18 protein-coding genes, 1 pseudogene, 1 riboswitch and 1 other annotated feature are annotated in these 22377 nt (G+C 46.6%); of the genes and pseudogenes, 5 read left to right on the top strand and 14 right to left on the bottom strand.

Features of this window, described 5'->3' with window-relative positions; genetic code table 11:
• Positions 1 to 454 precede the first annotated feature (454 nt).
• On the top strand, positions 455 to 1381 hold the full coding sequence (locus tag AB840_RS12670; RefSeq protein WP_048515213.1) for a carbon-nitrogen hydrolase family protein: 927 nt from the start codon (positions 455 to 457) through the stop codon (positions 1379 to 1381).
• A gap of 3 nt (positions 1382 to 1384) precedes the next feature.
• Here the strand turns inward: AB840_RS12670 and crcB are convergent, their stop codons facing one another.
• A complete protein-coding gene (gene crcB / locus AB840_RS12665) occupies positions 1385 to 1762 on the bottom strand; it encodes a fluoride efflux transporter CrcB (RefSeq protein ID WP_048515212.1) in 378 nt (125 codons plus the stop codon).
• A 44-nt stretch (positions 1763 to 1806) separates the two neighbouring features.
• Positions 1807 to 1868: riboswitch (Fluoride riboswitch) on the bottom strand.
• Between the two features lie 231 nt (positions 1869 to 2099).
• Here crcB and AB840_RS12660 point away from each other — a divergent pair.
• Both AB840_RS12660 and AB840_RS12655 read left to right on the top strand, forming a co-directional pair.
• The gene (locus tag AB840_RS12660; protein WP_048515211.1) at positions 2100 to 2306 is read left to right on the top strand and encodes a hypothetical protein; all 207 of its coding nucleotides are present in this window, start codon (positions 2100 to 2102) and stop codon (positions 2304 to 2306) included.
• Between the two features lie 134 nt (positions 2307 to 2440).
• The gene (locus AB840_RS12655) at positions 2441 to 2761 is read left to right on the top strand and encodes a YnfA family protein (RefSeq protein WP_200809984.1); all 321 of its coding nucleotides are present in this window, start codon (positions 2441 to 2443) and stop codon (positions 2759 to 2761) included.
• 74 nt (positions 2762 to 2835) lie between these two features.
• Here the strand turns inward: AB840_RS12655 and AB840_RS12650 are convergent, their stop codons facing one another.
• The 13 genes and pseudogenes from AB840_RS12650 to AB840_RS17200 form a co-directional block, all read right to left on the bottom strand.
• Positions 2836 to 4002 carry a hypothetical protein gene (locus AB840_RS12650; RefSeq protein ID WP_048515209.1) on the bottom strand — a complete coding sequence of 389 codons (1167 nt, stop codon included), beginning with the start codon at positions 4000 to 4002 and terminating at the stop codon, positions 2836 to 2838.
• Positions 4003 to 4035: 33 nt separating this feature from the next.
• Positions 4036 to 5223: a M20 metallopeptidase family protein gene (locus tag AB840_RS12645; protein ID WP_048515208.1), complete on the bottom strand. Its 1188-nt coding sequence runs from the start codon at positions 5221 to 5223 to the stop codon at positions 4036 to 4038.
• Between the two features lie 57 nt (positions 5224 to 5280).
• Positions 5281 to 5489: a binding site (T-box leader), on the bottom strand.
• A gap of 144 nt (positions 5490 to 5633) precedes the next feature.
• Positions 5634 to 6053: a hypothetical protein gene (locus AB840_RS12640; RefSeq protein WP_048515207.1), complete on the bottom strand. Its 420-nt coding sequence runs from the start codon at positions 6051 to 6053 to the stop codon at positions 5634 to 5636.
• 398 nt (positions 6054 to 6451) lie between these two features.
• A pseudogene (locus tag AB840_RS16515) lies at positions 6452 to 7118 on the bottom strand (S-layer homology domain-containing protein); the annotation flags it as partial.
• Between the two features lie 292 nt (positions 7119 to 7410).
• Positions 7411 to 8295, bottom strand: coding sequence for an L-serine ammonia-lyase, iron-sulfur-dependent, subunit alpha (gene sdaAA, locus AB840_RS12630; RefSeq protein ID WP_048515205.1), 885 nt, complete (start codon positions 8293 to 8295; stop codon positions 7411 to 7413).
• An 8-nt stretch (positions 8296 to 8303) separates the two neighbouring features.
• On the bottom strand, positions 8304 to 8963 hold the full coding sequence (gene sdaAB / locus AB840_RS12625) for an L-serine ammonia-lyase, iron-sulfur-dependent subunit beta (RefSeq protein ID WP_048515204.1): 660 nt from the start codon (positions 8961 to 8963) through the stop codon (positions 8304 to 8306).
• Between the two features lie 32 nt (positions 8964 to 8995).
• Positions 8996 to 12664, bottom strand: a complete 3669-nt coding sequence (addA, locus tag AB840_RS12620; protein ID WP_048515203.1) for a helicase-exonuclease AddAB subunit AddA — start codon at positions 12662 to 12664, stop codon at positions 8996 to 8998.
• Complete coding sequence (locus AB840_RS12615; protein WP_048515202.1) at positions 12651 to 16040, bottom strand: PD-(D/E)XK nuclease family protein; 3390 nt, start codon at positions 16038 to 16040, stop codon at positions 12651 to 12653. The genes addA and AB840_RS12615 overlap by 14 nt, the downstream gene beginning before the upstream one ends.
• A 113-nt stretch (positions 16041 to 16153) precedes the next feature.
• Positions 16154 to 17125: a 4Fe-4S cluster-binding domain-containing protein gene (locus AB840_RS12610; RefSeq protein WP_048515201.1), complete on the bottom strand. Its 972-nt coding sequence runs from the start codon at positions 17123 to 17125 to the stop codon at positions 16154 to 16156.
• Between the two features lie 218 nt (positions 17126 to 17343).
• Positions 17344 to 18093 carry an IclR family transcriptional regulator gene (locus AB840_RS12605; RefSeq protein WP_048515200.1) on the bottom strand — a complete coding sequence of 250 codons (750 nt, stop codon included), beginning with the start codon at positions 18091 to 18093 and terminating at the stop codon, positions 17344 to 17346.
• Between the two features lie 243 nt (positions 18094 to 18336).
• A complete protein-coding gene (locus AB840_RS12600; protein WP_048515199.1) occupies positions 18337 to 19401 on the bottom strand; it encodes an ADP-ribosylglycohydrolase family protein in 1065 nt (354 codons plus the stop codon).
• A 27-nt stretch (positions 19402 to 19428) separates the two neighbouring features.
• Positions 19429 to 20373, bottom strand: a complete 945-nt coding sequence (locus AB840_RS12595) for a cation diffusion facilitator family transporter (RefSeq protein WP_048515198.1) — start codon at positions 20371 to 20373, stop codon at positions 19429 to 19431.
• Positions 20374 to 20402: 29 nt separating this feature from the next.
• Complete coding sequence (locus tag AB840_RS17200) at positions 20403 to 20558, bottom strand: hypothetical protein (RefSeq protein ID WP_159445828.1); 156 nt, start codon at positions 20556 to 20558, stop codon at positions 20403 to 20405.
• A gap of 267 nt (positions 20559 to 20825) precedes the next feature.
• Here AB840_RS17200 and AB840_RS12590 point away from each other — a divergent pair, with 267 nt between their 5' ends.
• Together AB840_RS12590 and AB840_RS12585 are read left to right on the top strand one after the other, a co-directional pair.
• Positions 20826 to 21182, top strand: coding sequence for a GNAT family N-acetyltransferase (locus tag AB840_RS12590; RefSeq protein ID WP_053078186.1), 357 nt, complete (start codon positions 20826 to 20828; stop codon positions 21180 to 21182).
• A 37-nt stretch (positions 21183 to 21219) separates the two neighbouring features.
• Positions 21220 to 22125 carry a mechanosensitive ion channel family protein gene (locus AB840_RS12585; RefSeq protein WP_048515197.1) on the top strand — a complete coding sequence of 302 codons (906 nt, stop codon included), beginning with the start codon at positions 21220 to 21222 and terminating at the stop codon, positions 22123 to 22125.
• Positions 22126 to 22377: the final 252 nt, after the last annotated feature.

Raw genomic sequence — 22377 nt, 5'->3', positions numbered from 1 at the left:
TTGTAATGGTTTCTGAGATTCAAAATCCAGGAGTACTACAACATGGCTGCGGGAGCCAATGTCAACCCCAACAAAAAGAGTAGAAAGAAGATCCGCCTTCTTCAAACAAAACACCACCTTTCCGGCTAAGGATAGAAGGGTGAACAGGGATTATCCTGATCTTAATGGCTGACTGCACCCTCGCGAATGAGCATTCACCCGTGAGAATCAACGTTGCTGGATCCATTCTCGCCCGGGGACGCAATATCTGTGTAAGCAGTATGTGACAACTAAGGCAGGCGTCAAGCTTTTTGAGCAGTCACCGTAAGACGGGCCGCAAGGAGAAAAAGACGTTCCCTGGCCACCAATCTCTATTAGTAATTGTAGCATCAGGATGTTCCCATGAAAAATTATTTTACACCGTAAGCGAGGCGGAAATCTTGCTTACAAATATATTATACGAGGAGTCTCTACTATGAAATTATTAGAAAAAAAGCTGCGTACCGCGATCGTGCAGGCATCACCGGTCATGTTTGACAAAACGGCCTCTATTGACAAAGTCACCTGCCAGATTCTTGAAGCCGGACAACAGGGTGCGGAGCTTATCGTTTTCCCCGAATCCATCATTCCCTGCTATCCTTACGGACTGACCTTCGGCTTTACCATCGGCAGCCGTACAGACGACGGCCGGAAAGACTGGAAATTATATTATGACAACGCTGTCACCGTTCCCAGTGCCGACACGGATCGTATTGCTGAAGCAGCCAAAAAAGCCCATGCATATGTAAGCATCGGCATTACAGAACGTGACACTGTCAATTATTCGCTATACTGCACAAATCTTATTTTCTCTCCCGACGGCCAGCTGGCCGCCAAACACCGTAAAATCAAGCCTACCGGTGCAGAGCGCTATATCTGGGCTGACTCGCATACGCCAGACACGTATTTTCCCATCGTCCAGACTCCCTGGGGACCTATGGGAAGCCTTATATGCTGGGAAAACTATATGCCCCTGGCCCGTGTCGCACTCTATCAAAAGGGTATTTCCCTATATCTTGCGCCCAACACCAATGACAATCCTGAATGGCAGGATACGATCCGTCATATTGCCATTGAAGGGCATTGCTACGTATTCAACGTCGATCAATACTTCACAAAAAGCATGTATCCGTCATCTCTTTTGGCACAGGATGAAATTTCCCGGCTGAAAGAAGAAACCTGCGTCGGCGGCAGCTGCATCATTGATCCCTACGGACATTATGTGACGGAGCCCGTATGGAACAAGGAGGCCATCATTTATGCGGATTTAGACATGGATAATGTCCCCATGAGCCATATGGAATTTGATAGTACCGGACACTATACCCGCCCGGATATCCTCGATCTGCAGATTCGGGAATAAAAATCAAAATAAAAGCTCTCCCAGTACAATCCCAATCCAGCAGCAAATAAAACCGCCAACGATATTCAACCCGCCATACAACACCCCCAAAGACATGGCATTGCCGCGAATAAGCGTCAAAAATTCCATATTGAACGTTGAAAAGGTAGTAAACCCTCCAATAATTCCCGTAATAATAAATAACTTCACGGCCGGTGATAATTGAGTCTGCGATTCAAAATACATCATGAGCATGCCAATAAGAAACGAACCGATGGTATTGACCAAAATCGTCCCATAGGGGAAAGAAATGCCTCCATGCAGGTTAGCCGCTACGGTCACACCATACCGCAGCATCGATCCTATCCCGCCGCCGACAGCGACAGCCAGTACTTTTTCCACAGCGATACCTCCTGAATAAAAAATCAAAAGACTCCTACCCCATATAAAAGGTAGGAGTCATCAACACGATAGTCATGTACAGGCGAACTCCATCGCCTATGAAATTGACGGCTTTATTGTATCAAAGGAAAGTCCTCTTTGTCAAGAATTTCCTTCTTGTCATTGGTTTATGCACAATCCGCATTAGTAAAACAACGCTGTAAACTTCAAAATTTCACGCCGCATCACGTAAATCTCTTGTAAAACACATATAATTATAGTAGAATAATATAAGAAAAAAAACCATATGTGGTAGTTGTAGCAATACATTTTAACACAAAGGGATGAAAAAGAAACTATGAAAATACGTTGCGTGGAGCTGAGCCAGTTTGAATCGGAATTACTCATTTCTTTTATGAAACAGCCAAAGGATGTACCTGTTTCAGCGGGATTAAGCCGTACTATTTACCGTCGTTTGGAAGGTCAGCCAGCCTTTGCAAAAAGCCGGATCAATGTATATGAAAAAAACACCGGTGTTGTCCGCACTGCTATGGCAGAAAAGTAATATCTGGCATTAGGGAATCGCAAAAAAAACTGTCGCATGCTATACTGCGGCAGTCTTTTTTTACATATATTAAAAATCAATAATTTTTCTCATTTTACACTATATATACGAAGGGAGTTTCACAAATGGTATCTATTTTAAAATCACTGGCATTTTTTATTCTTGCCGGAATTTGCGAAATCGGCGGGGGATATTTTATATGGCAATATATGAAAAACGACAAAGGACTCGGCATGTTTCTTCTAGGTGCGGTCACGCTCATCGTATATGGTATTATTCCCACCTTTCAGGAAGCCTCTTTTGGACGTGTTTATGCCGCCTATGGCGGGATCTTTATCGTTTTATCTCTTCTCTGGGGATATTGGGTGGATCAGGTCACGCCGGATCGCTTTGATATCATTGGCGGAGCCATTGCCCTTATTGGCGTCATGATCATCATGTTTTATCCGCGATAGCCAAATACCAGGCAAAACGGTACAATATATTTCGTAAAAAGATGCGGATGCCATTTATGGTGCCGCATTTTTTATTAAACCCAATGTACCATAATCCCTGCCAGCACACCAGATACGACAGATACAGAAACAATCCCGGCGATGACCAGCTTGGGCATAATATAATCCAAAACAGCTTTTTCCTCTTCCGGGGTCTGCCCGCATGCCCTGGCAACCTCTAAGGAAATCAGATAGGTCCCCGGAAATCCAAAAAACGCCGTAACAGCCATCGCAATAGACAACCGCCAATCAAAATGGACAAGCCGGCCGGCAAGCACCGCAACAATAGAACAACTGATGGTCCCAACGACCAGAACAATACAAAGAGGCAGGATCATACTGACCAGCATATCCGGAGTCGTATTAGTGAGACCCACAAAAATCATCGCAATCGCTCCGGCCATCACAAAGGCCAGTCCATTCGCCTTTGTCAGGCAATTTTCTTCCAATAATCCTATTTCATGAAGGATAACACCAAAAATCATACCGTAAATCAAAAAACTCAGGCCGGTCATCTGTCCCAGCAGTAGGGAAATATAGGATACGGCAGCCAGCTTACAAAGAATGACATTGGGAGTGCTAAACGCCTCCGGAATATGAAATATCTGAAATGTATTTTTTTCGCCCGTTTTCCCCAGCGGTGTCTTTGCTGCCTGCAGTCGGCCCTGCCGAAATATATCGCGCACACGGTTGCCTTCTTTTTTGCAAAAGTAACTGGCAACAGGAATCCCCACAAAATTCTGAAATACAAGAACGAGCACCGCAAATACCTTGACATCCGGCCGGCCCAGCACATCGCCGACAGGAGACATTACCAGATACGCTACAACTCCGCCTGCCAAAACCGGAGCGCCTACCAGAGCATAATACGCATCAATGACAAGTCGGCCGCCAAAGAATACCCCCGCCGCAACGGCCACAGTAGCAAACAAAGTGACAAACACGGTTTTCCATTCCTTGATAAAATCACGAATTCGGATAGCTGTGCCGATATGAATAAGAAACATGCAAATCGTAATTTTAGCAAAAGGGATCAAGCCCGCATCGGCAAAAATCGTCTTCGGCAGACCCAACCAAAACCCGACCGTAAAAATAATCGCGCAGACAAGCAAAGAAGACACAAAAGCTTTCGTCTTGTCAGCAATGAAATCGCCAATGGAGTATACAAGAAACACAAGAGCAAGGGCAAGCAACGCATTCATCGGATCATCTCTTTTCTATATATATTTAAACGTTTATTTATATGCGGCAAGAGCCTTCAAATACACCGTAAGAACATATTCCAGAGCACGCGGCAGCCCATTTTCATCCTCAAGATAAAAACAGGGATTATGATGCGGTGTAGGGTCATGCTGTTTGGTTGGGTCAGCCATGCCAAACCAGCCAATTCCCGACGGTTTTTCCTGACTGAAATAGGCAAAGTCCTCCGCACCCAGGCTGGGTGGTACATCAAGAATTTCCAGTTCCATATCACGAGCAGCCTCCTGCATGACGGCTGCACATATGGGATGGACAACACATGCCGGATATCCGTATACTAACGACACACTGATATCACACTGATGCGCGGCGCAAATGGTTTTGCCGAGGCGTTCGATTTCCTCCATAATAAAGGTTCGCAGATTGGTATCCAGAACACGGACACACCCTCCCATACTGACGTTGGCAGGAATGACATTGGCTACGCCTTCGATACCACAATGAAGGTAGGTAACGGACACCGTGCAATTCGCCAGCGGATCACACTTAAGCGCGGGAATTAGATGAATGGCACTGATAAGTTCTCCGGCCGGTATAAGGGGATTATTGGCATCATGAGGAAATCCGCCATGGCCACCCTTGCCAGTAATTTTAAAATCAAAGGTTCCCACCGCAGCAAAACGCACGCCTTCATGTACGTCGATCGTACCGATTGGACTCAGTGCATTCACATGAATGGCAAACATATAGTCAATCTTGTCCATAATTCCATCTTTGACCAGTTGAATCGCCCCTCCAGGCAGAAATTCTTCTGCCTGTTCAAATACAAAATAGACCGTTCCTTCTATTAGTTCCTGATGCCGGGCCAGTAATTCTGCAGCTGCCATCAAGATGGCTGTATGCGCATCATGCCCACAGCCGTGCATGACGCCGGGGAAAATACTTTTATAAGGCAGGTCATTCTCTTCTACCAGTCCCAGTGCATCAATATCTGCCCGCAGACCAATTGCCGGTCCTGGCTTACTGCCTTTTAGATAGCCTACGGTACTGTTGCCGCTGATTCCTTCCAGCATAGGAATCCCCGCCTTTTTCAGGCGATTTCGTATCCATCGTGTCGTTTCTGTTTCATGAAAAGATAATTCCGGATGAGCATGTAGATATCGACGGTTTTCCACAATTTCACTGCCATATTCCTGAACTAATTTTTTTACTGTTTCATTCATTTCCTGCACCCCTTTGTTGTCTTGAATTTTTATATATAAAAAAATCGCCCCTCACAAGAAAGGGACGAGATATCGCGGCACCACCCTGATTATCTGAAATCAGATCAACTCTAGACCTGTATAACGGCAGATACACCGGTTCGGCCTACTGTATTCAGCCTCACAGTTCAGAAAGGAACTTCACACTGCATAATCTGCCGTTTCTCACCGGTTTCGGCTCTCTGAAAGATACATGCAGCATTATTTTCTTCCATCAATACTTTTCATAAAAATAAATTATATTTTTATTTATTGTACAAGATAGAAATACCTCTTGTCAAGATATTTTGCGCTTCTTCTATAACTCACCAATATCCCTTTATACAAGGGTATTTAAAAAGCAGTATGGTTCCTCTTCTTCCTGAAAACATTTATACTTTCTTCCGGGAATATTTTTTCTGCGGATCAAAGCAATGCGTGCGGCAATATTGACTGCAAAACACAGTACGGCGATCCTTCGGATCGGTCACAACTACCGGTTTGCCGCATTTACGACAGCAAAATTCCCGATATACCGTAAGCGGGCAAACCCGTTTGGAATGTTTCCAATAGGCTTTTTCACAGCGTTGAGAACAAAACTTCAACCGGCAGTCTTCCAGTTCGGTGACATATACTATTTTCCCGCATTTCAAACAGCGAAATTCCCGTATAACAGGTTTCTCTACCGGAACGGGAAACTCTGCATGGTCATTGCCGCCATGCCGGTTAGCATACCGCCGGCAGGCAGCGCTGCAATACTTCTGCGTTGACCGGCAAGCTTCAAATTTTTTTCCACATATAACACATATCATAAAAAATATACTGCCCCCCTATCAACGGATGTTATTGACAGCCCTTGTATGAACAAAAGACACGCTAAAAAAATTCCGCAGCATATGGAGCAGCGTTGCAGTGAAAACAGCGTCTCCCCCTATTTCTTTTAAACGGAGCGGATTATAGTACCGTCTTCCTGGTTTTATTTCATTATATGCCTTGTTTACGATATTTCTCTTACATTTCCAATATATTTTATACTATATTTTATGTAAAGTAAATAAGATAATTACGACATATTTCAAAATTGAGAAAAGAACAACCTTTACTCAGCAGATGGCCGGAGTGAAAGGCTGTTCTTTCATTTTTATCTTATCAACTATAAAATATATGTTTCTATCATCTATCTAATAAAACTATCAGCTGCGTCTCTTTATTACTTTTTGACACGCACCCGTTCAACGGTCGGATTCCCATTTTTATCTTTATGAATAGTATCCACAGTAAAGCGTTCCAATTCAGGTTCAAATTCAGCTAAAAGCTTATCAGAAAGAGTCGCTCCATTACGCATGGCCCGATACAGCATAGCCGCAAATTCATATCTTGTCATTGGCCTGTCACCGCTAAACGTACCGTCAGGATATCCTTTGATCATGCCGTTGCCGGCTAAAACCGCTACGTATTCATACGCCCAGTGATTCTTCGGAATATCAGGAAACAGCTGAAGCCTGGATGCATCAAATTTTTTCCCCGTATGAACATCAAGCATTGTTGCTTTCATCGCTTCCATTTCTTTGCGCATGTCCTTGATTTCTTTCGCCATCGCTACCCGTGAGGTGGAAACATGATTACTGCCGCTGCCAAGCTTGACAGAGATACCGGTATTGATCATATTTTCCCCACCGCCAAAGCTGCCGCCTACACTGAACATCGTATCTTCTATTAGGGCGATAATAGGTGCCCACCGCTACCGCATCAGCACCTTTATAATTGCCATACTCAGCCGCAAAATCCCATTTCGCGTCAGGATCAAAATCCAGAGGATGCAGCGCAGCCAATGCGGCGGCACCGGCGCCTACGCGATCAATACGGCTGTCCAAATCAGTTGCAGACTGGTTTAATATTGGCATTGTTGTAGGCATTCTTGCCGTCTGCCGCAGTAACTTCGTTTATATCCAATACCTGATTCTGCCCGTTATAGGTAAAATCCATGCTGCCGTCGTACTTCGCACGGGTGAGAAATATCTTCAGCAGAGGATGTCCGTGGCCTTCGTAGATTCTCCAAATCGGCGTTTCGCCGTTTATTCCATAGAAATAAAAGTACTCATTTATTATTATATTACAAATAAAATTATTTTAAACATTTCATTACATTTTTTTGAATTTATGTTTTTATTATTCCTGCATATCCTGTTCCAGCCGTGCAGCAATCGCTTTTCCTGTCGCAGTCCGAGCCAAGCCGCCGTCAGAGGTCTCTTTCAGCGCTACAGGCATGATGCGGCCGATTTCAGCCATAGCTTCGATAACTTCATCTGGAGGAATGACGCTGCGAATCCCTGCCAGCGCCATTTCTGCCGCACTGACCGCCATAACGGCATAACAGGCATTACGCTTTACACAAGGAACTTCCACGAGCCCCGCCACAGGGTCACAGGCCAAGCCCAGCGTATTTTTCATGCATAGCGCAAACGCATTGATTATCTCATCATTCGTCCCGCCAGCCATTTCAGCCGCAGCAGCCGCAGCCATAGCGGCGGCCGTACCGCATTCAGCCTGACAGCCGCCAACGGCTCCGGCAACAGAAGCATTGCGTGACACAACCGCGCCGATGCCAGCTGCCGTGAACAGCGCATTGACACTAACCTTCTGATCCGTTCCTATTTCTTCGGCTACGGCCGTCATAACGGCCGGCACAATACCACAGGATCCAGCCGTAGGGCAGGCAACAATTTTAAACATCTTGGCATTCGCTTCACTGACGGCCAGCGCATAGATAGCCGCTTTACGAGACAGGGATCCCAGCAGCTTTGCCGGAGATTGAAGCATTTTATAGGCATCACCACCGACAAGCCCGCTGACGGATTTTCCCTGGTCTTGCAATCCAGCTTCAATGGATTCATGAAATACCTGAAGACGTGACGCCATAACACCTCGTACTTTTTCTTCCGTTTGTTCCGATGTTTCCATTTCATGCCGGACAACGATTTCTGACAAAGAAAGATGGTGTTTACCGGCCAGCGCTACTAATTCATGCAAGGTTTTATATTCATACGTATACATAATTCCTCCTACAGCGGCAACAGCGTAATCACGCTTTCAATTGCCGAAATATTTTTGATCATGTTAACCATATCCACCGGTACAGGACTGTCTGTACAAACAATCATTACGGCTGTCGCATTTTTGGCGCTGCGGAACACGCGCATATTGGATACATTGATATGACCGATGGCCATGATTGTCGTAGCCTGCGCAATAATTCCCGGCTGATCGCGATGAATGGTGATCAAAGTATGTTCTTCACCGCTGAGGGCAACGACAGCCTTATTGATTTCCCGTATTTCAATCTTTCCCCCACCCAAAGATACGCCGAGAATTTCCATTTTACGGCCTGTTTTTCCGGTCATGGCAATGCGTACCGTATTGGGATGATCTACTTCGTCATCAGAACGGCTGAGAACTATTTTCAGGCCTTGCTGTGCTGCAATATCAAAGGATGTCCGCAGACGGACATCGTCGGCGGAAAATCCCAGCAGTCCGGCAACCAACGCTTTGTCGGTTCCGTGTCCCTTATAGGTTTTGGCAAAAGATCCATACACGGTAAGCTGTGCTTCCACCGGTTCATCATCCAAGATTTCGCGGGCCATGAGCCCAATGCGCGCCGCCCCTGCCGTATGCGAGCTGGACGGCCCTATCATTACCGGCCCGACTACATCAAATACTCCCATAAGTACCTCCTTACACTCATCACATCAAAATGCTAATACGGAATCCGTATTTCTTGCTGCAGATAAAAGCTGTATATATATATATCCCGAACAATAATACCGCGAATTTGTTCAACAGCCCGCTTGTACAGATCCAGCTGTACGCTATATCGTGTCCTAAATGCGTCTTCATTGGCCAAATGATCTGTTTTGTAATCCACTATTATCCATGATTCTCCTTCGCAGAACAAGCAGTCGATGACGCCCTGCAGCAAAATTTGTTCTCCTTTTTCTACCGCCGGCAGATATGCCCCGCCTCCAGCCAGGAGGACGCTGAAGGGGTATTCGCGATACACCGTTGAAGCCCGGGCCATCTGCCGGCCTAATGGAGAACGGCAAAAACGGAGAACGGCGGGCACATACACCAGTGCCGTCTCTTCTTCCGTAAACAAACCTTCTCCCTCCCACTGAGCCAGATAGTCTCGTAAGCGCCGCTCCGTCATATCCGGCCGAACCGGCAGATACTGCATAACTTTATGCGTCACGGTCCCCCGGCGGGCACCGCTTACTTGTTCGGCTTCCTCTTCGAGCCACGGCGGCAGCTGCCGGAATACGTCATTTTCTCCAATAGACCGTCCGGTCCCCGGGACATCCTGCACAGCAAGTTGATCTTCCTCCAAAAGCTCATCCGCATGGAGCAGGCCATATTGGCGTTTAACTTCTGATACAGAAAATTTTGCCGGTGTCTGTACGGCCTGTCCATACTCATACTGCCAAGACAATGCTTCTTCCATCCAAACCGGTACTGCCGTACCGGTAAGATCTCCGACACGCAGCTTCTCCAGCCGCGGTTCATCTCGCAATGCTTCTATCATATCGTCGGGACCGGCAGTGCCGGGACTGGCAAACAGCTCCCATAAGCCACAACGGCAATGTACCGCCTGCGCACTTCCGACAGCGTCCGCCAGCTGCTGTCCTTCGGCCGTTCCAGCTACTACCGGCAGGACCCAATCCCAATAGGAGCGGGCCTGAGCGGGATTGCTGCCGCTCTGCCAGCGCCTCCAATCCACATCCAGATGCGAGCCGTGTCCTGTCAGAATCAGTTTATCTCGGGCCCGGGTCATCGCAACATAAAGCACGCGTTCTTCTTCAGCTGTGCTTTCCCATGCCAGTTGTGCGCTGATGCCGTTCCAAATAAAAGTGGGATACAGCATACGCCAGAAAGCATCGTACTGTTTCAGGCCAATCCCCAGCATATTATGAAATAAAACAGGTGCCTGCATATCCTGCCGGTTAAAGCGTTTCCCCATATCGGCAATAACTACGACGGGAAATTCCAGACCCTTGCTTTTATGAATACTCATAATACGAACCACATCTTCACTTTCACTGATCACTTTGGCCGGTGCCAGGTCAAGGCCATCTTCTTTCATTTTATCTATCAGCTTCAGATAGCGGAAAATACCGCGGAATCCCGACTTTTCATATTGTCTTGCTCGATCGTACAAAGCCTGCAGATTGGCCTGCCGTACCGTACCATTGGGCATACCGCCCACATACTCATAATAGGCCGTATCGGCATACAATTTTTGAAGTAATTCAGCAACACCATTTCTCCGGCTGAAGGTACGCCAGTTTTGCAGGCGGGCACAAAAATTTTCCAGACAATCTCGTGCTTTTCCAAAAGGAATGGTCTGCATATACAGCGGCAAATTCTGCCACAGCGTTCCTTCTCCGGACAGGCGCAGTGCAGCCAGTGCCGTTTCATCCAATCCGACAAGTGAGGAACGCAGTACTGCCGCCATCGGCAGATCCTGTTCCGGGTTGTCAATACAACGCAGCAGCGCCATCATGATCTGCACCTCAATAGCCGCAAAATACCCGCCGTTCTGTTCAGCATAAGCAGGAATTCCCGCTGCCTGCAGCGCCTGCAGCATGACATCAGCCTTGCCGGCCATGGACCGCAGGAGAACCACCATATGGTGATACGTCACCGGTTCCATCTTACCATCCTTACGAACTACTTTTTTCCCGGATGCCTTCATATCCTGCAGACGTCGGGCCACGAGAGCACACTCCTTTTCAAAGGCCGTCAATTCCCGCTCGTCAGAACCGTCAGTATCGTCCGGCACATCGCGGTCTCCCGTATCCAGTAAGTGGATTTCGATAGATCCCCCGATCCAATCCTGATCGGACGGCTCCGTTCGTCCGGCATAGAGCCGTTCACGCTCCCCATAGGCCATACCGGCCGCCGCTTCCGTCATAATAGCAGCAAACACTTCATTTACCCCCGCCAGAATTCCCGGCGCGCTGCGGAAATTTTTTGATAAATCAATACAGCGTTGAGCCGCACCAATCTCCCGGCTGAAAGTACGATATTTCTGCAAAAATAAATTAGGATCGGCCAAACGAAACCGATAAATACTTTGTTTCATATCTCCGACCATAAAGCGGTTATCCTCACGGGAAATAAGCTGCGTAATCAATTCCTGCACACCGTTTGTATCTTGATATTCATCAATAAGCACTTCTTTATACATGCTGCGCAGCTCTTCTGCCGCCGGCGACGCATCAGCACTGCCAGGCTGTGCATCTTCCCGCAGCAGGATCTGCAGGCAAAAATGCTCCAAATCACTGAAATCTATCCAGCCTTTTTCTTTTTTCGCCTGTCTATAGGCCTCTGCAAAATCCTCTGTCAAGCATACCAGACCTGTCATGACAGGATGCATCGCCCGTATTCCTTCCAGCCAATCCTGCGGAGATGCCGAAAAATAAACGCCTTGCACTGTTTCATTTATTTCCTTTTTGACATCATTTCTGATTTTTTTACAAATTTCCCAGAATTCTTTGTCCGCATCCGACAGTTTCCGCACAGCTTTCAAACGTGGAAACTCGACAGCCAGCGCCGCCTTTTGCATGTCCCCCCACGCAGAGCAGCCATACAATTGTTCCAGCGCAGCCGCTTCCACGGCAAATTGTTCATATGCCGCAGCTAGTGCCGGCCGTTTTTTCATCCCCGCCAGTACCTGGCGGTACATATGAATCTGGTTTTCCACACTGCGCCTGATCTGATCTTTTACAGGGCCACACCATGGCATATCGTCTAAATCGGCTTCCCGGGGCACATCATATGCAGCCGCCGCCTTTTCCAGCCAGCGCCGCGGCCAAGGCATGCTGCGGGAATACTCGTACATGCGGCTGATCGTATCCATGAGGACATCATCACCGCGGTCACTGCCGAACATATCTGCCAGCGGATACAGCACAGATGCTTTTTGATCATCCTCGTAGTAGGATAAAAACACGTTCTCCATTATACTGCGGCGTAAAAGATTCAGTTCCTCCTGACCGGCAATCGTGAAGACCGGGTCCAGATCAATCGTATAGAAATAACGCCGGATCACATCCTGGCAAAAGGCGTGCAGCGTCGAAATATGTGCCGACGGCAGCAGCGCCAGCTGCCGTTCTACCGCCGGATCACCTGTTTTGGATAAAACCTGGGTCAGTGCAGCCGACACACGTTCCCGCATTTCCGCGGCCGCGGCCTTCGTAAAAGTCACGACCAGCAGCTCCGTAATATCGATGGGATGCTCTGTATCAAGAAGACGCCTGATGATGCGTTCGACCAGTACAGCGGTTTTACCCGATCCGGCGGCAGCCGACAGCAGCAACGTCTGTCCACGGCTGTCAATAGCCGCTTGCTGGTCTTCAGTCCATGCCATATTCAGTATCTCCTTCCTTGTAAATTTCTTTAATAATATCGTCTTTTGCTGTTTTTGCAACGACTGCATAGGTATTATCCTTGATCTGTACATCAAACCGGCATACCGCATGATACGGACAATAGCGGCACGGACTATTTTGACCCATCAGTACCGGATGGATAGAAATATCTCCCTGACGTATCTGCCCGGCAATCTGATAAATACGCCGTGAAGCCAGGGACAACAAATGCTGCCATCCTTCTTCATTATATATATTGCGGGACATATTGCTCAACGAACCGTCTTTTTTAAGATGAAGATTCAAAAACGCAGAATATCCCTGCAATGACGTATCAAGAGCCTGCATAACTTCGCTGTCCTCAAGATAGAATCCACTCAGCCTGCTGTTTTTATTATACAGGTCTCGTTTTTCTTCTTCCGTTGCCATATGATTAAGAGATGTTTTATCATTCCGGACATAACAATATAAAACAGCCGCCGGGACAGCATCGCTGCCCATATTTAGGAGCGCCACAAACATATATGTCAAAAGCTGCAGCTCCAGCCCCGTAAAGACCTGACTCAGATCAAGCTGCTTGCGTCCTGATTTATAATCTATGATAACAACATACTTTTTATCCCCAAGGCGCAGCGCATCGACACGATCAATCTGTCCGGTTACGATGACTTCCGTTCCGTCCGACAGCAGAAAATGCAGCGCTTCCCACGGACTGTCCTGCCGTCCAAAGGATTTTTCCAATCCCTCCATATGAAAATCGGATGCGGCACTGAATTCGCAAAGACGGCGCACCGTCCTCGTCAGCGTTTGGATCAGTCGTTCTTTAATCTGTACAAAATAGGCATTAGACATAAGAATATCATGCTGCACCTGCGGTGCCAGCTGCTCCGTTGCCGCACGGCACATCACCGAAATACAGTCCGCCGGTATGTCGTGCCACTGCTGCTTCTTTTCCAGCAGTTCATCCCCCAATATCCGCAATGCGCCGTGAACAAGCATTCCCAAATCGGGCGCGGCAAATCGATATACGGGACGTTCCTCCAGCAAAAGACCATACCGGGAAAAATAAGCAAAGGGGCACGTCCGGTACTGTTCGAATTTTGTCACAGAACCGCGCAGCCTGCCGTCCGGCATATATAATTTACGTACCGCAGCACTCGGAAGTCGCTGCGGCACATTACGGTAAAATAGGCCCAGCACAGCCCGCACAGCCTGTTCCTTCCAGCCATGCCCGCAAGCCCAATCATATAATGCCCACCATACGTCCGCGACCGGCCTCCCTTCAAGAGCCGGCCGCAGCATAACAGGCAGATAGGTCAAAGCCGCCGGCAGCGCAACAATGCCCGCCGCTTCACTGCCACCGGCCAGATCACCCGTTTCTCGAATCAAAGCCGTAACATATCCCCGTTCAATAATCTGCCGTATCCAGGAAGACGGTTCCATGGCACCGCCGTCTTCATCAGCCAGAACATAGGATATGTACAGTCTGTCAGCGGCTCGTGTCGCAGCCAAATAAAACAAAAACTTTTCCTGAAACGAACGAAACCGGCTGCCAGGCCCTAATTTCAAACCCAGGCCCCCAAGCCGCTGCCGTTCCGTATCATTTAAAATGCTGTCTTCACCATTATACTGTGGAAATATGCCATCATTAACGCCACATAGGAATACTACCGCAGCTTGCATCGTATAACCGCGTTCAACAGAGGTCAGCGTTACATGATCCAACGTCGGCGGGATCAGACTGAATTTCAGATCACCCATACCATCTTCGATAATTTGAGAAAACTCATCTAACGTCGTCACATCATCGCCACAGAGACGGACAATTTCATCAAGAAAGAGAACTACACGCTTCCATACCTGTTCGTGCTCCTTAGCTTCCATAGCTCGTCCTGCTGCTTCATCCTCCTGCTGCCAGCCACTCAAAGTTTCCGGCACCTTCATAGCCGCCAGCCATTGGTATAATAATGTACACCATTCCCGTAAAGTATGTGGTTTCTGCGCAGTCTCCCATAGGGGCATAAGAATATCAGAGACAGCCTGCCGGATACCATTAATATGAGACAGCCAGTCATTCTTATTCTCACAGTCATTTTTTCCATACTGCCATGCTCTGCCGTTGATCCAATGACTCCCCTGAATACCGTATGCCAAACAGTAGTTTTCCAATTCATCCACATCCTGCCGACTTAAAGGAAACAAATCCGTCTTCAGCAGCCGGAACAGCGGCTCATACGCCCAGCGCGATTGAAATACTTCCAATAACGCCGCAATGGCCTCTGCTACCGGATGAGCGGTCATAGGCCGACGGTAATCACTGAAGCAAGGGATTTCATAGGCTGCCAATACTCGTTCGGCAACATGCTGATACATATCACTCGCTCTGACCAGAATGAGAAAATCACGGTACCGGTATCCCTGCCGGGATAATCGTCTGATCTGCCGGGCAATGGCATCTATTTCCACCTCGCGATTACTGCACTCAAGAACCGCAAGTCCCGGCACGGGCGTTTGACGCACAGCTGGCACTACCCGGAAAAAATCCCCGGCAAATTCTCGTATGCCGCTACCCGGCATTGCGTCAGCCACAGCTGTTTCCAAATGCGGAAACACATGCCGCAAATCCCGATACACTTCATACGGCCGATGAAACAAGGCTGTTTCCCTGGCCTGAGACGAAATGTTATCCGCATCCATCGTCAAAGTGACTGTCATGTGGGCGGCGGCTTTTTCAGCTGATTGCAGTACTGCCAGCTGCTGCGGCGTAAACCATTGAAAACCGTCAACCCATATCCGGGCTCCCTGCAAAAATGTATAGTTAGAGATTTCCTGTGCCAAAAGAGTCATCATGTCATCGGCACTGCCAAAATGAGTTTGAAGAAACGCTGTATACCCTTCATACAAAAGCGCAATATCCCGCAATTTGCGAGCCAGTGTTCCATTTTCCAGTGCTGCAGCTGCCCGGCGCAGTTCAGAAGGACCGATGCGGAACGAACGGCATTCCCAAATAAACCGGCCGGCAGTGGCAGCGAAATGAGGCTGCCGGGCGGCGGTCTGCAATACCGTAAATTCTTCTTCATGGTTTCGCAGCAGCCGTTGCAAAATAATTTTCCGGGCCAGTTCAGACAAAGAGTCATGTTCTTTTCCCTGCTCCTGAAAAACCCTATATGCCAGTCGGGAAAAACCTACAATCTGCGTACCCATAAAACCTTTACCCGGCATGGTTTCCGCAAATCGCCGTTCTGCCCCATATGTCGCCTGGTCCGGGACGATCAGCAAGGCCTTCCCTCCCTGCTCTTCCCACTCTCTGATCTGCGAATAACAGAGGGCCGTTTTGCCGCTGCCGCCTTTTCCAAATAAGACTGTTACTGCCACAACTGTTCCTCCCTTTTGTATCCTCTGAAACTACATTTTATAACATTGTATCATATTCAAAACAGCCCGGCAAAGTATGCTTCCGTCTTTGCCAGGCTGTTTCTTTATCATATTTATATAACTGCACATGCTGATTTCAAAAAGGACATACGGGCATGTCCGCACCGCTGCAACCATTTTAAGTCATAAGGCTCGAACACAACTTGCCGGTATGCTTCCACATTCATGATCGTACCGTCCCAATCAGAGTGAATATCCCCATTTTGTTTGATTAAAATATCATATAAAACATCATACGTGAGACCGCTTTTCATATCTTTTTCCACAATCGTGCTGTACGGCAGTGTTTTATGATATGTCAGTTCCATCCCCTTGTAATCAAAATGAAATCCACAGCGCATACGGCAACCGTCCAGACCGGTATATGCGGCAATAGCCTTCAGATCACGAAGGATTTTATCATGCCGCTCATCATATAAATTGTCAGGAGTCGTTTCCGTATAATCAAAACGGAATTGAATGGACGCCCCGGGAATTTCGTGGAACCGGTCTAAATATGGCATTAGCTGCCGGGGATCATAATTTTTATACAAGACGCAATTAATCCGAAACGGTACAGCCAACCGGCTCAACAGTTGGTCATTAGATTCAACGACATACCGCTGCATATGCCGAGAAACATTAATGCACGTAATCTTATCTTTATTTCGTTCCGTAAACGCAATAATATCCTCCTCCGTCTGGAACTCAGACACAGGAAGAGTCGTATTAATATATACCTTGTGCGTCGGCGGAATAATATCCAGCATACGCTGCAGCGAGTCTATATTGGCAAATGGTTCACCGCCGGTAAACACAAAGTCACAGGACGGAGTAATCGCGTCCATCCGGATAATGCTGTCACAAATCTTATCTGCTGAAAATCCGGTCATATCAGCATATTCTTCTTTATTGATGCAAAACGGGCAGTGATTACGGCAGTTATACGGCACAAAAACAGTAACCGTCGCGCCTCCCTCCCGTGTCTTATACGGATGCCTCGTAACGGTTATCGGTTCCGTTACGGTATCTATTCTGCTACTCATACTCTTCGCCTCAAATTCTGGTATATCTCTTTATTACGCTCCCACACCGCCATGTGCAATAAAAATAAAAAAATTTTCTTATCAGACATAGCAGACATAATAAAAGTATAGATATATCCATATTTATTCTACCATAAAAAGAGTTTTCGTCAAATACATATCATCCATTCTTTTATAGCATGTGTTTTATGGCAAATAGTTCTCATTGCTACTTTACTTTATCGGATAGCCTGCGTAATTTCTGATGCAGTCTTCCGCACAGCCTGTATAAACGTCTCCTGCACCTCCCTTGTGACTCGCGAAACAGGTCCGGATACACTGATGGCGGCAATCACATCCCCATTGGAAAATATAGGTGCAGCGATGCAGGTCATTCCCAGTTCCACTTCTTCCCGTTCAACAGCATACCCTTGTTTTCGTATAAGATCCAATTCAGTCAGCAGCTCCTCCCAATCGGTAATAGTATATTCTGTGAATTTTTTCAGCTTGCAGCCAATATACTGATCTCGGTACGCTTTCGAAAATGCCAGCAGGCATTTTCCGGATGCAGCGCAGTAGCTGGGGCGGATAGCCCCGGCAGGAGGTGCCATATCGACAGTTTGCGGTGATTTGATTTTTTCCAGGATCACATGCTGTGGATACGGCATGTTCGTCTTGGCAAAGGTTGTCATGTGAACGCTTTCATTGCACTGAAGTGCCAGTGCCTTGGCATAAGGATACGCCATTTTCTGAAATGGTTCTTTTTCACGAAAAAGCATGCCCAGCGAGTACACCTGCAGTCCCAGCCAATATTTTCCCGTATCTTCCTCCCGACGCACAAAACCGCGTCCTTCCAGCGTATCCATCGTGCGACTCACCGTGCTTTTATGGAGACCCATTTCCTTACTGATCTGCGTAACACTCAACGGCGCCTCTTCTTGCAAAAACAACTGCAAAATAGCCAGCGCTCTGTCAATGGATTCTATCATACCAATCCCTCCTTATCCGCAGCCGTTCCTCTTAAAGCAACATGTATTGCGGTGTATGATTTCATGTCTCATTATACGTAGAATCAAAAGGATGTCAATCCACTCTTTGACGAAGAATAAAAAGACCGCAGGCAAAGCAACTAGCCTGCCCGATATATAAAAGAAGCACGTCCCCCCATATCATTTATATCTCCGACATGAAAGGATGCGCTTATCTTTCAAAAACCAATTTTCTGTTTTCTGTTACATTTCTGCCAGTGAATCGTCTTCTGTCGTATGTAAAGATCGTTCATACATGCATCCGGCCATTTTTTTCAGAAGATCCAGGCATTCCAGATTGCTGAGCCAATTTTTGGGAATCGCAGCCGCCCCATAAAGAGCTCCCGTAATATTGCCGCATACGGCCCCGCAGGTATCACTGTCCCCATCCTGATTGCATGCCATAATAACGGCATCCTTCAGTGTTTCGGATTTTAAGACACAATAAATAGCCATAGCCATGGCCTCATCAGCAGCCCATCCCTGCCCGATTTTTTTCATAGAATGAACAGGATTTCTATCCGTAACGGCTTCATCAATCGCACGCAGAATCCCCTTCAGCAGACCGGTATTATTTTCTTGTTTCTGTAAAATTGCCAGGCTTCCTGCCAGAGCAGTATTCAATTCCCGCCCTTGAGTCAAAAAGGAAATAATCGCACTGAGAGTCCCTGCCGCCAAATAAGCTGCAGGATTACCGTGTGTCAGCCAGCCGGACTGGCAGCCTACGGCAAATGCCTTTTCTGGATCACCGGAATAAAAAAGCCCGATAGGGGCTGCCCGCATTACAGTACTGCTGCCTTTACTATTATTGGCCTTGTGTTCTTTATCAAAGCATTTCCCCAAAGCCAACGCAATCAAACAGGTCCGTCCAGGTGCCCGGCGAACAAAGAGCGTTTCATCATTCATCAAATCATAGCCCCACTCCTGTTCATGCTCCTGCGCTTTCATCCACGACATCTGTTCCGGTTTGACAATACGTTCTGTCTGCGTATAGTACCAGCGCATATACGAACGATATAATCCTTCCTGTGGCGTTATTCCGTCATGGTCTGCCCATAACAGCCCATCTGCTGTAAACAGGGACATTTGCGTATCATCCGAAATGACTCCCTTTTTTCCGTTGGCTTCCAGTTTTAGTACTGTCCGAAGCCCATAGGGACCATATTTTTTACGAATAGTCTTCAAATCGTCAAATTCAATGAGATATCCCAAGGCATCTCCCGTGGCGCCGCCTAACATGCACCCTGTAAACCGTTCTGCTGCATTCATTGCCGTGTGCACCTCCCATTTACACGATTAACCGGCTTCGGCTAAATCATAATCTTTAGCCATCCAGTCCTTCGTTGTCGTAAAACTGATCGTCACCCATTTTTCATACCGGGAATATCCCAGGGATGCATCAATTTCATTGCGGATCATATCCAATGCTACTACGCTCTGAACCGGATAATCCTTCGGCAACAAAATATCTATTTCTATAATTTTAGCCCGGCCGAATACCTGCACGCTGGAAACATAATCGCTGAAATGATATCTCTTCATTGCAGCATCCATTACCTGCTGCACATGATTGTGCAATTCAGCCGGAGCCACTCCCAGCAGCTGCTTTACTGCAGGTGTCAGAATTTTCATGGCCGGCAGGATCATCTGCAGCGCCAACACGATCATAATAACCGGATCCACATAGACGCCCAAATAAGCAAATCGTGTTTGCTCCATAATCCGTACCAAGCCAAAGCTGACTAACAGCCCCGTTGCCAGCGAGGCATCGACAAACCAACTCACATTGTCATAATATACCAAATAGGACTGCACCTTTTTATTCGTATGATGGACATAAAAATAAAACAGCCAATCCGCTATTGTAAAAAAAGCAGCATAGTAAAACGCCAGCTGGAAAGACATAGTATGCCCACCCGAAAAAATACCGGCAATGCCGGCTCCCAGTGCGTATATGACAATAAATACCGTAAACAACCCTTCAAGAAGCATGACCACCGGTTCGCACTGCCAGTATCCAAACTGAAACTGCCGGCTCGACTCACGCCGCGTCAAATCTGATGTGACCATCATCAGAACCTTGATAATAATCGCCGCAAAAGAAAAAATTCCGTCCAGCAGGATAGCCTGAGAATCGCTCAATATCCCTGTCACGGTACCACCAATCGCTACAATTCCCATCATACTCGCTGATAAAACCAACAACCGCTTCTCTTCTCTGTGCGCTTTTTTTCTGCCCATAATAAGACCTCCATACAAACACAAAACTACTATATTTGCATGAGGCCGCCTAAGTATGCGCTGTAATACCGTCTTGTCGTTCGTTTTTGGTTCATGTGCAGGGGAAGAACATTCCACTGCCACTTGCCGAAATCACTACGCCCGATCCAACGATTTTCACAACGGTTCGGGTACATAGTTTTCATAGTAAAACCCCCAAAAATAACAAAAAAAGTATTTACATTTTCATCATATTAGTATATGATAAAGTTTTACAAATCTATTATAACAGGTTTTGATATATATTTGCAAATATTGTGTTGGCATAATACAAATGCAATATATCTTTTCGTTGTGTGCTTTCTTATGATTGATATTTTTTTAGAAGTCAAGGTTATTCTCTTTTTTTGCAACTTCTCCTATAAAGAGGTACAATAAAATATATTATAATGACATAAAAAGGAAGCTGGCTATTGCTAGTTGCTGAAGAAAACGGCGAAATTGCTGGTTTTGCTACCTTTGATACTTTTCAAAATTGGCCGGCATATAACTATGCGGTAGAATATTCCGTATATGTCTGCAAGGATTACCGCAGCAGGGGCATCGCATTGGATTTTATGACCAAGCTGATCATGATCGCTGAAAAACAGGAATATGCGATTATCGTCGCTGGCATAGACAGTAGCAACGCTGCCGGTATTGCCCTCCATGAAAAGCTGAAATTTTACAAGGCCGGAGTAATTCATAGAGCAGGCTTTACGTTTGGCCGCTGGCTTGATTTGCGCTTTTACCAACGTAATCTAAAAGGCCCTTCTTATTCGACAGAATAGCTTTATACCCATCTAATGAAAGGCAGGAACATATTCCATGACATTCGCAGCAGCCAACAGTGTTACGGCAGACGTTCAGCAGCAGGTTCACCAAAGCGTGACCGCACTGGATCAATTAAAAGATTTTATATTAGCTTACGGCCCCGATGTTATTTATGCCGTTATTATTTTTATTGCCGGCCGGTATTTAGCTCAATTTCTCAAAAATCTGGTCAGTAAAATGATGACTCATGCTAACTATGATACGACAGTAAATACCTTCGTCAGTCAAATTATTTACTATGGTATTATGGCCCTCGTTGTCTTATCTGCTATGAATAAGGCCGGTATTCCGACAAATTCCTTTCTGGCTGCCTTCGGTGCCTTTGGTCTGGCAGTAGGCTTAGCGCTGCAGAGTAATCTTTCAAACTTTGCTTCAGGTCTGCTAATTCTTATATTCAAACCTTTTAAGGCCGGCGATTGGGTATCCATCAGTGGTATTGAAGGCACGATCAAAGGAATACAGATGTTGAACACCGCAGTCATTACCAAAGATAACAAGGCCGTTTTTATTCCCAATTCGGTTATTACGTCATCACAGGTAACGAACAGTTCCTATCTGGAAGAAAGATATATTCCCTTCTTATTTGACATCAGTTATAACAATGATCACCATAAAGCCATTGACCTGCTCAAGGAAGTGTTTCAAAAAGACAAGCGCATTCTCAATGCGTCTTCGATAGAAATTGGCATAAAGGAATTTGCCGATAACTCTGTCCGCATTGCCGCTTATCCACGAGTACGGAACCACGACTATTTATCAGTCTACTATGCCACCATGTCCAAGGTAAAAGATACCTTCGACCAAAACGGTATTGATATCCCATATCCACAGCGTGTAGTGTATGTACAAAAGCAGGAGGATATCCTGCCGCCCTCAGAAGATACGGGATCCTCTTCATAAAAAACACATATTTATAGTATCTTAAACGACCTGCAGTCTATATAAATAAAACAGGCGGAAGGTGTCATGAGCAACTCATGACACCTTCCGCCTGTTTTATTTATATAGACTGCAGGTCGTTTAAGATACTATAAATATGTGTTTTTTATGAAGAGGATCCCGTATCTTCTGAGGGCGGCAGGATATCCTCCTGCTTTTGTACATACACTACACGCTGTGGATATGGGATATCAATACCGTTTTGGTCGAAGG

Origin of the sequence: Megasphaera cerevisiae DSM 20462 (genome assembly GCF_001045675.1) — a bacterium.
GTDB lineage: Bacteria > Bacillota > Negativicutes > Veillonellales > Megasphaeraceae > Megasphaera > Megasphaera cerevisiae.
The sequence above is the reverse complement of the archived record's forward strand: the minus strand, read 5'-3'. Positions and strand labels throughout refer to the sequence as shown.

What these genes read in the sequence shown, in the direction of transcription:
- AB840_RS12670 (WP_048515213.1), top strand. Translation starts at nt 455, where the DNA reads ATGAAATTATTAGAAAAAAAGCTGCGTACCGCGATCGTGCAGGCATCA.
- AB840_RS12660 (WP_048515211.1), top strand. Translation starts at nt 2,100, where the DNA reads ATGAAAATACGTTGCGTGGAGCTGAGCCAGTTTGAATCGGAATTACTC.
- AB840_RS12650 (WP_048515209.1), bottom strand. Translation starts at nt 4,002, where the DNA reads ATGAATGCGTTGCTTGCCCTTGCTCTTGTGTTTCTTGTATACTCCATT.
- AB840_RS12645 (WP_048515208.1), bottom strand. Translation starts at nt 5,223, where the DNA reads ATGAATGAAACAGTAAAAAAATTAGTTCAGGAATATGGCAGTGAAATT.
- AB840_RS12640 (WP_048515207.1), bottom strand. Translation starts at nt 6,053, where the DNA reads ATGATATGTGTTATATGTGGAAAAAAATTTGAAGCTTGCCGGTCAACG.
- sdaAA (WP_048515205.1), bottom strand. Translation starts at nt 8,295, where the DNA reads ATGTATACGTATGAATATAAAACCTTGCATGAATTAGTAGCGCTGGCC.
- sdaAB (WP_048515204.1), bottom strand. Translation starts at nt 8,963, where the DNA reads ATGGGAGTATTTGATGTAGTCGGGCCGGTAATGATAGGGCCGTCCAGC.
- addA (WP_048515203.1), bottom strand. Translation starts at nt 12,664, where the DNA reads ATGGCATGGACTGAAGACCAGCAAGCGGCTATTGACAGCCGTGGACAG.
- AB840_RS12610 (WP_048515201.1), bottom strand. Translation starts at nt 17,125, where the DNA reads ATGAGTAGCAGAATAGATACCGTAACGGAACCGATAACCGTTACGAGG.
- AB840_RS12605 (WP_048515200.1), bottom strand. Translation starts at nt 18,093, where the DNA reads ATGATAGAATCCATTGACAGAGCGCTGGCTATTTTGCAGTTGTTTTTG.
- AB840_RS12600 (WP_048515199.1), bottom strand. Translation starts at nt 19,401, where the DNA reads ATGAATGCAGCAGAACGGTTTACAGGGTGCATGTTAGGCGGCGCCACG.
- AB840_RS12595 (WP_048515198.1), bottom strand. Translation starts at nt 20,373, where the DNA reads ATGGGCAGAAAAAAAGCGCACAGAGAAGAGAAGCGGTTGTTGGTTTTA.
- AB840_RS17200 (WP_159445828.1), bottom strand. Translation starts at nt 20,558, where the DNA reads ATGAAAACTATGTACCCGAACCGTTGTGAAAATCGTTGGATCGGGCGT.
- AB840_RS12585 (WP_048515197.1), top strand. Translation starts at nt 21,220, where the DNA reads ATGACATTCGCAGCAGCCAACAGTGTTACGGCAGACGTTCAGCAGCAG.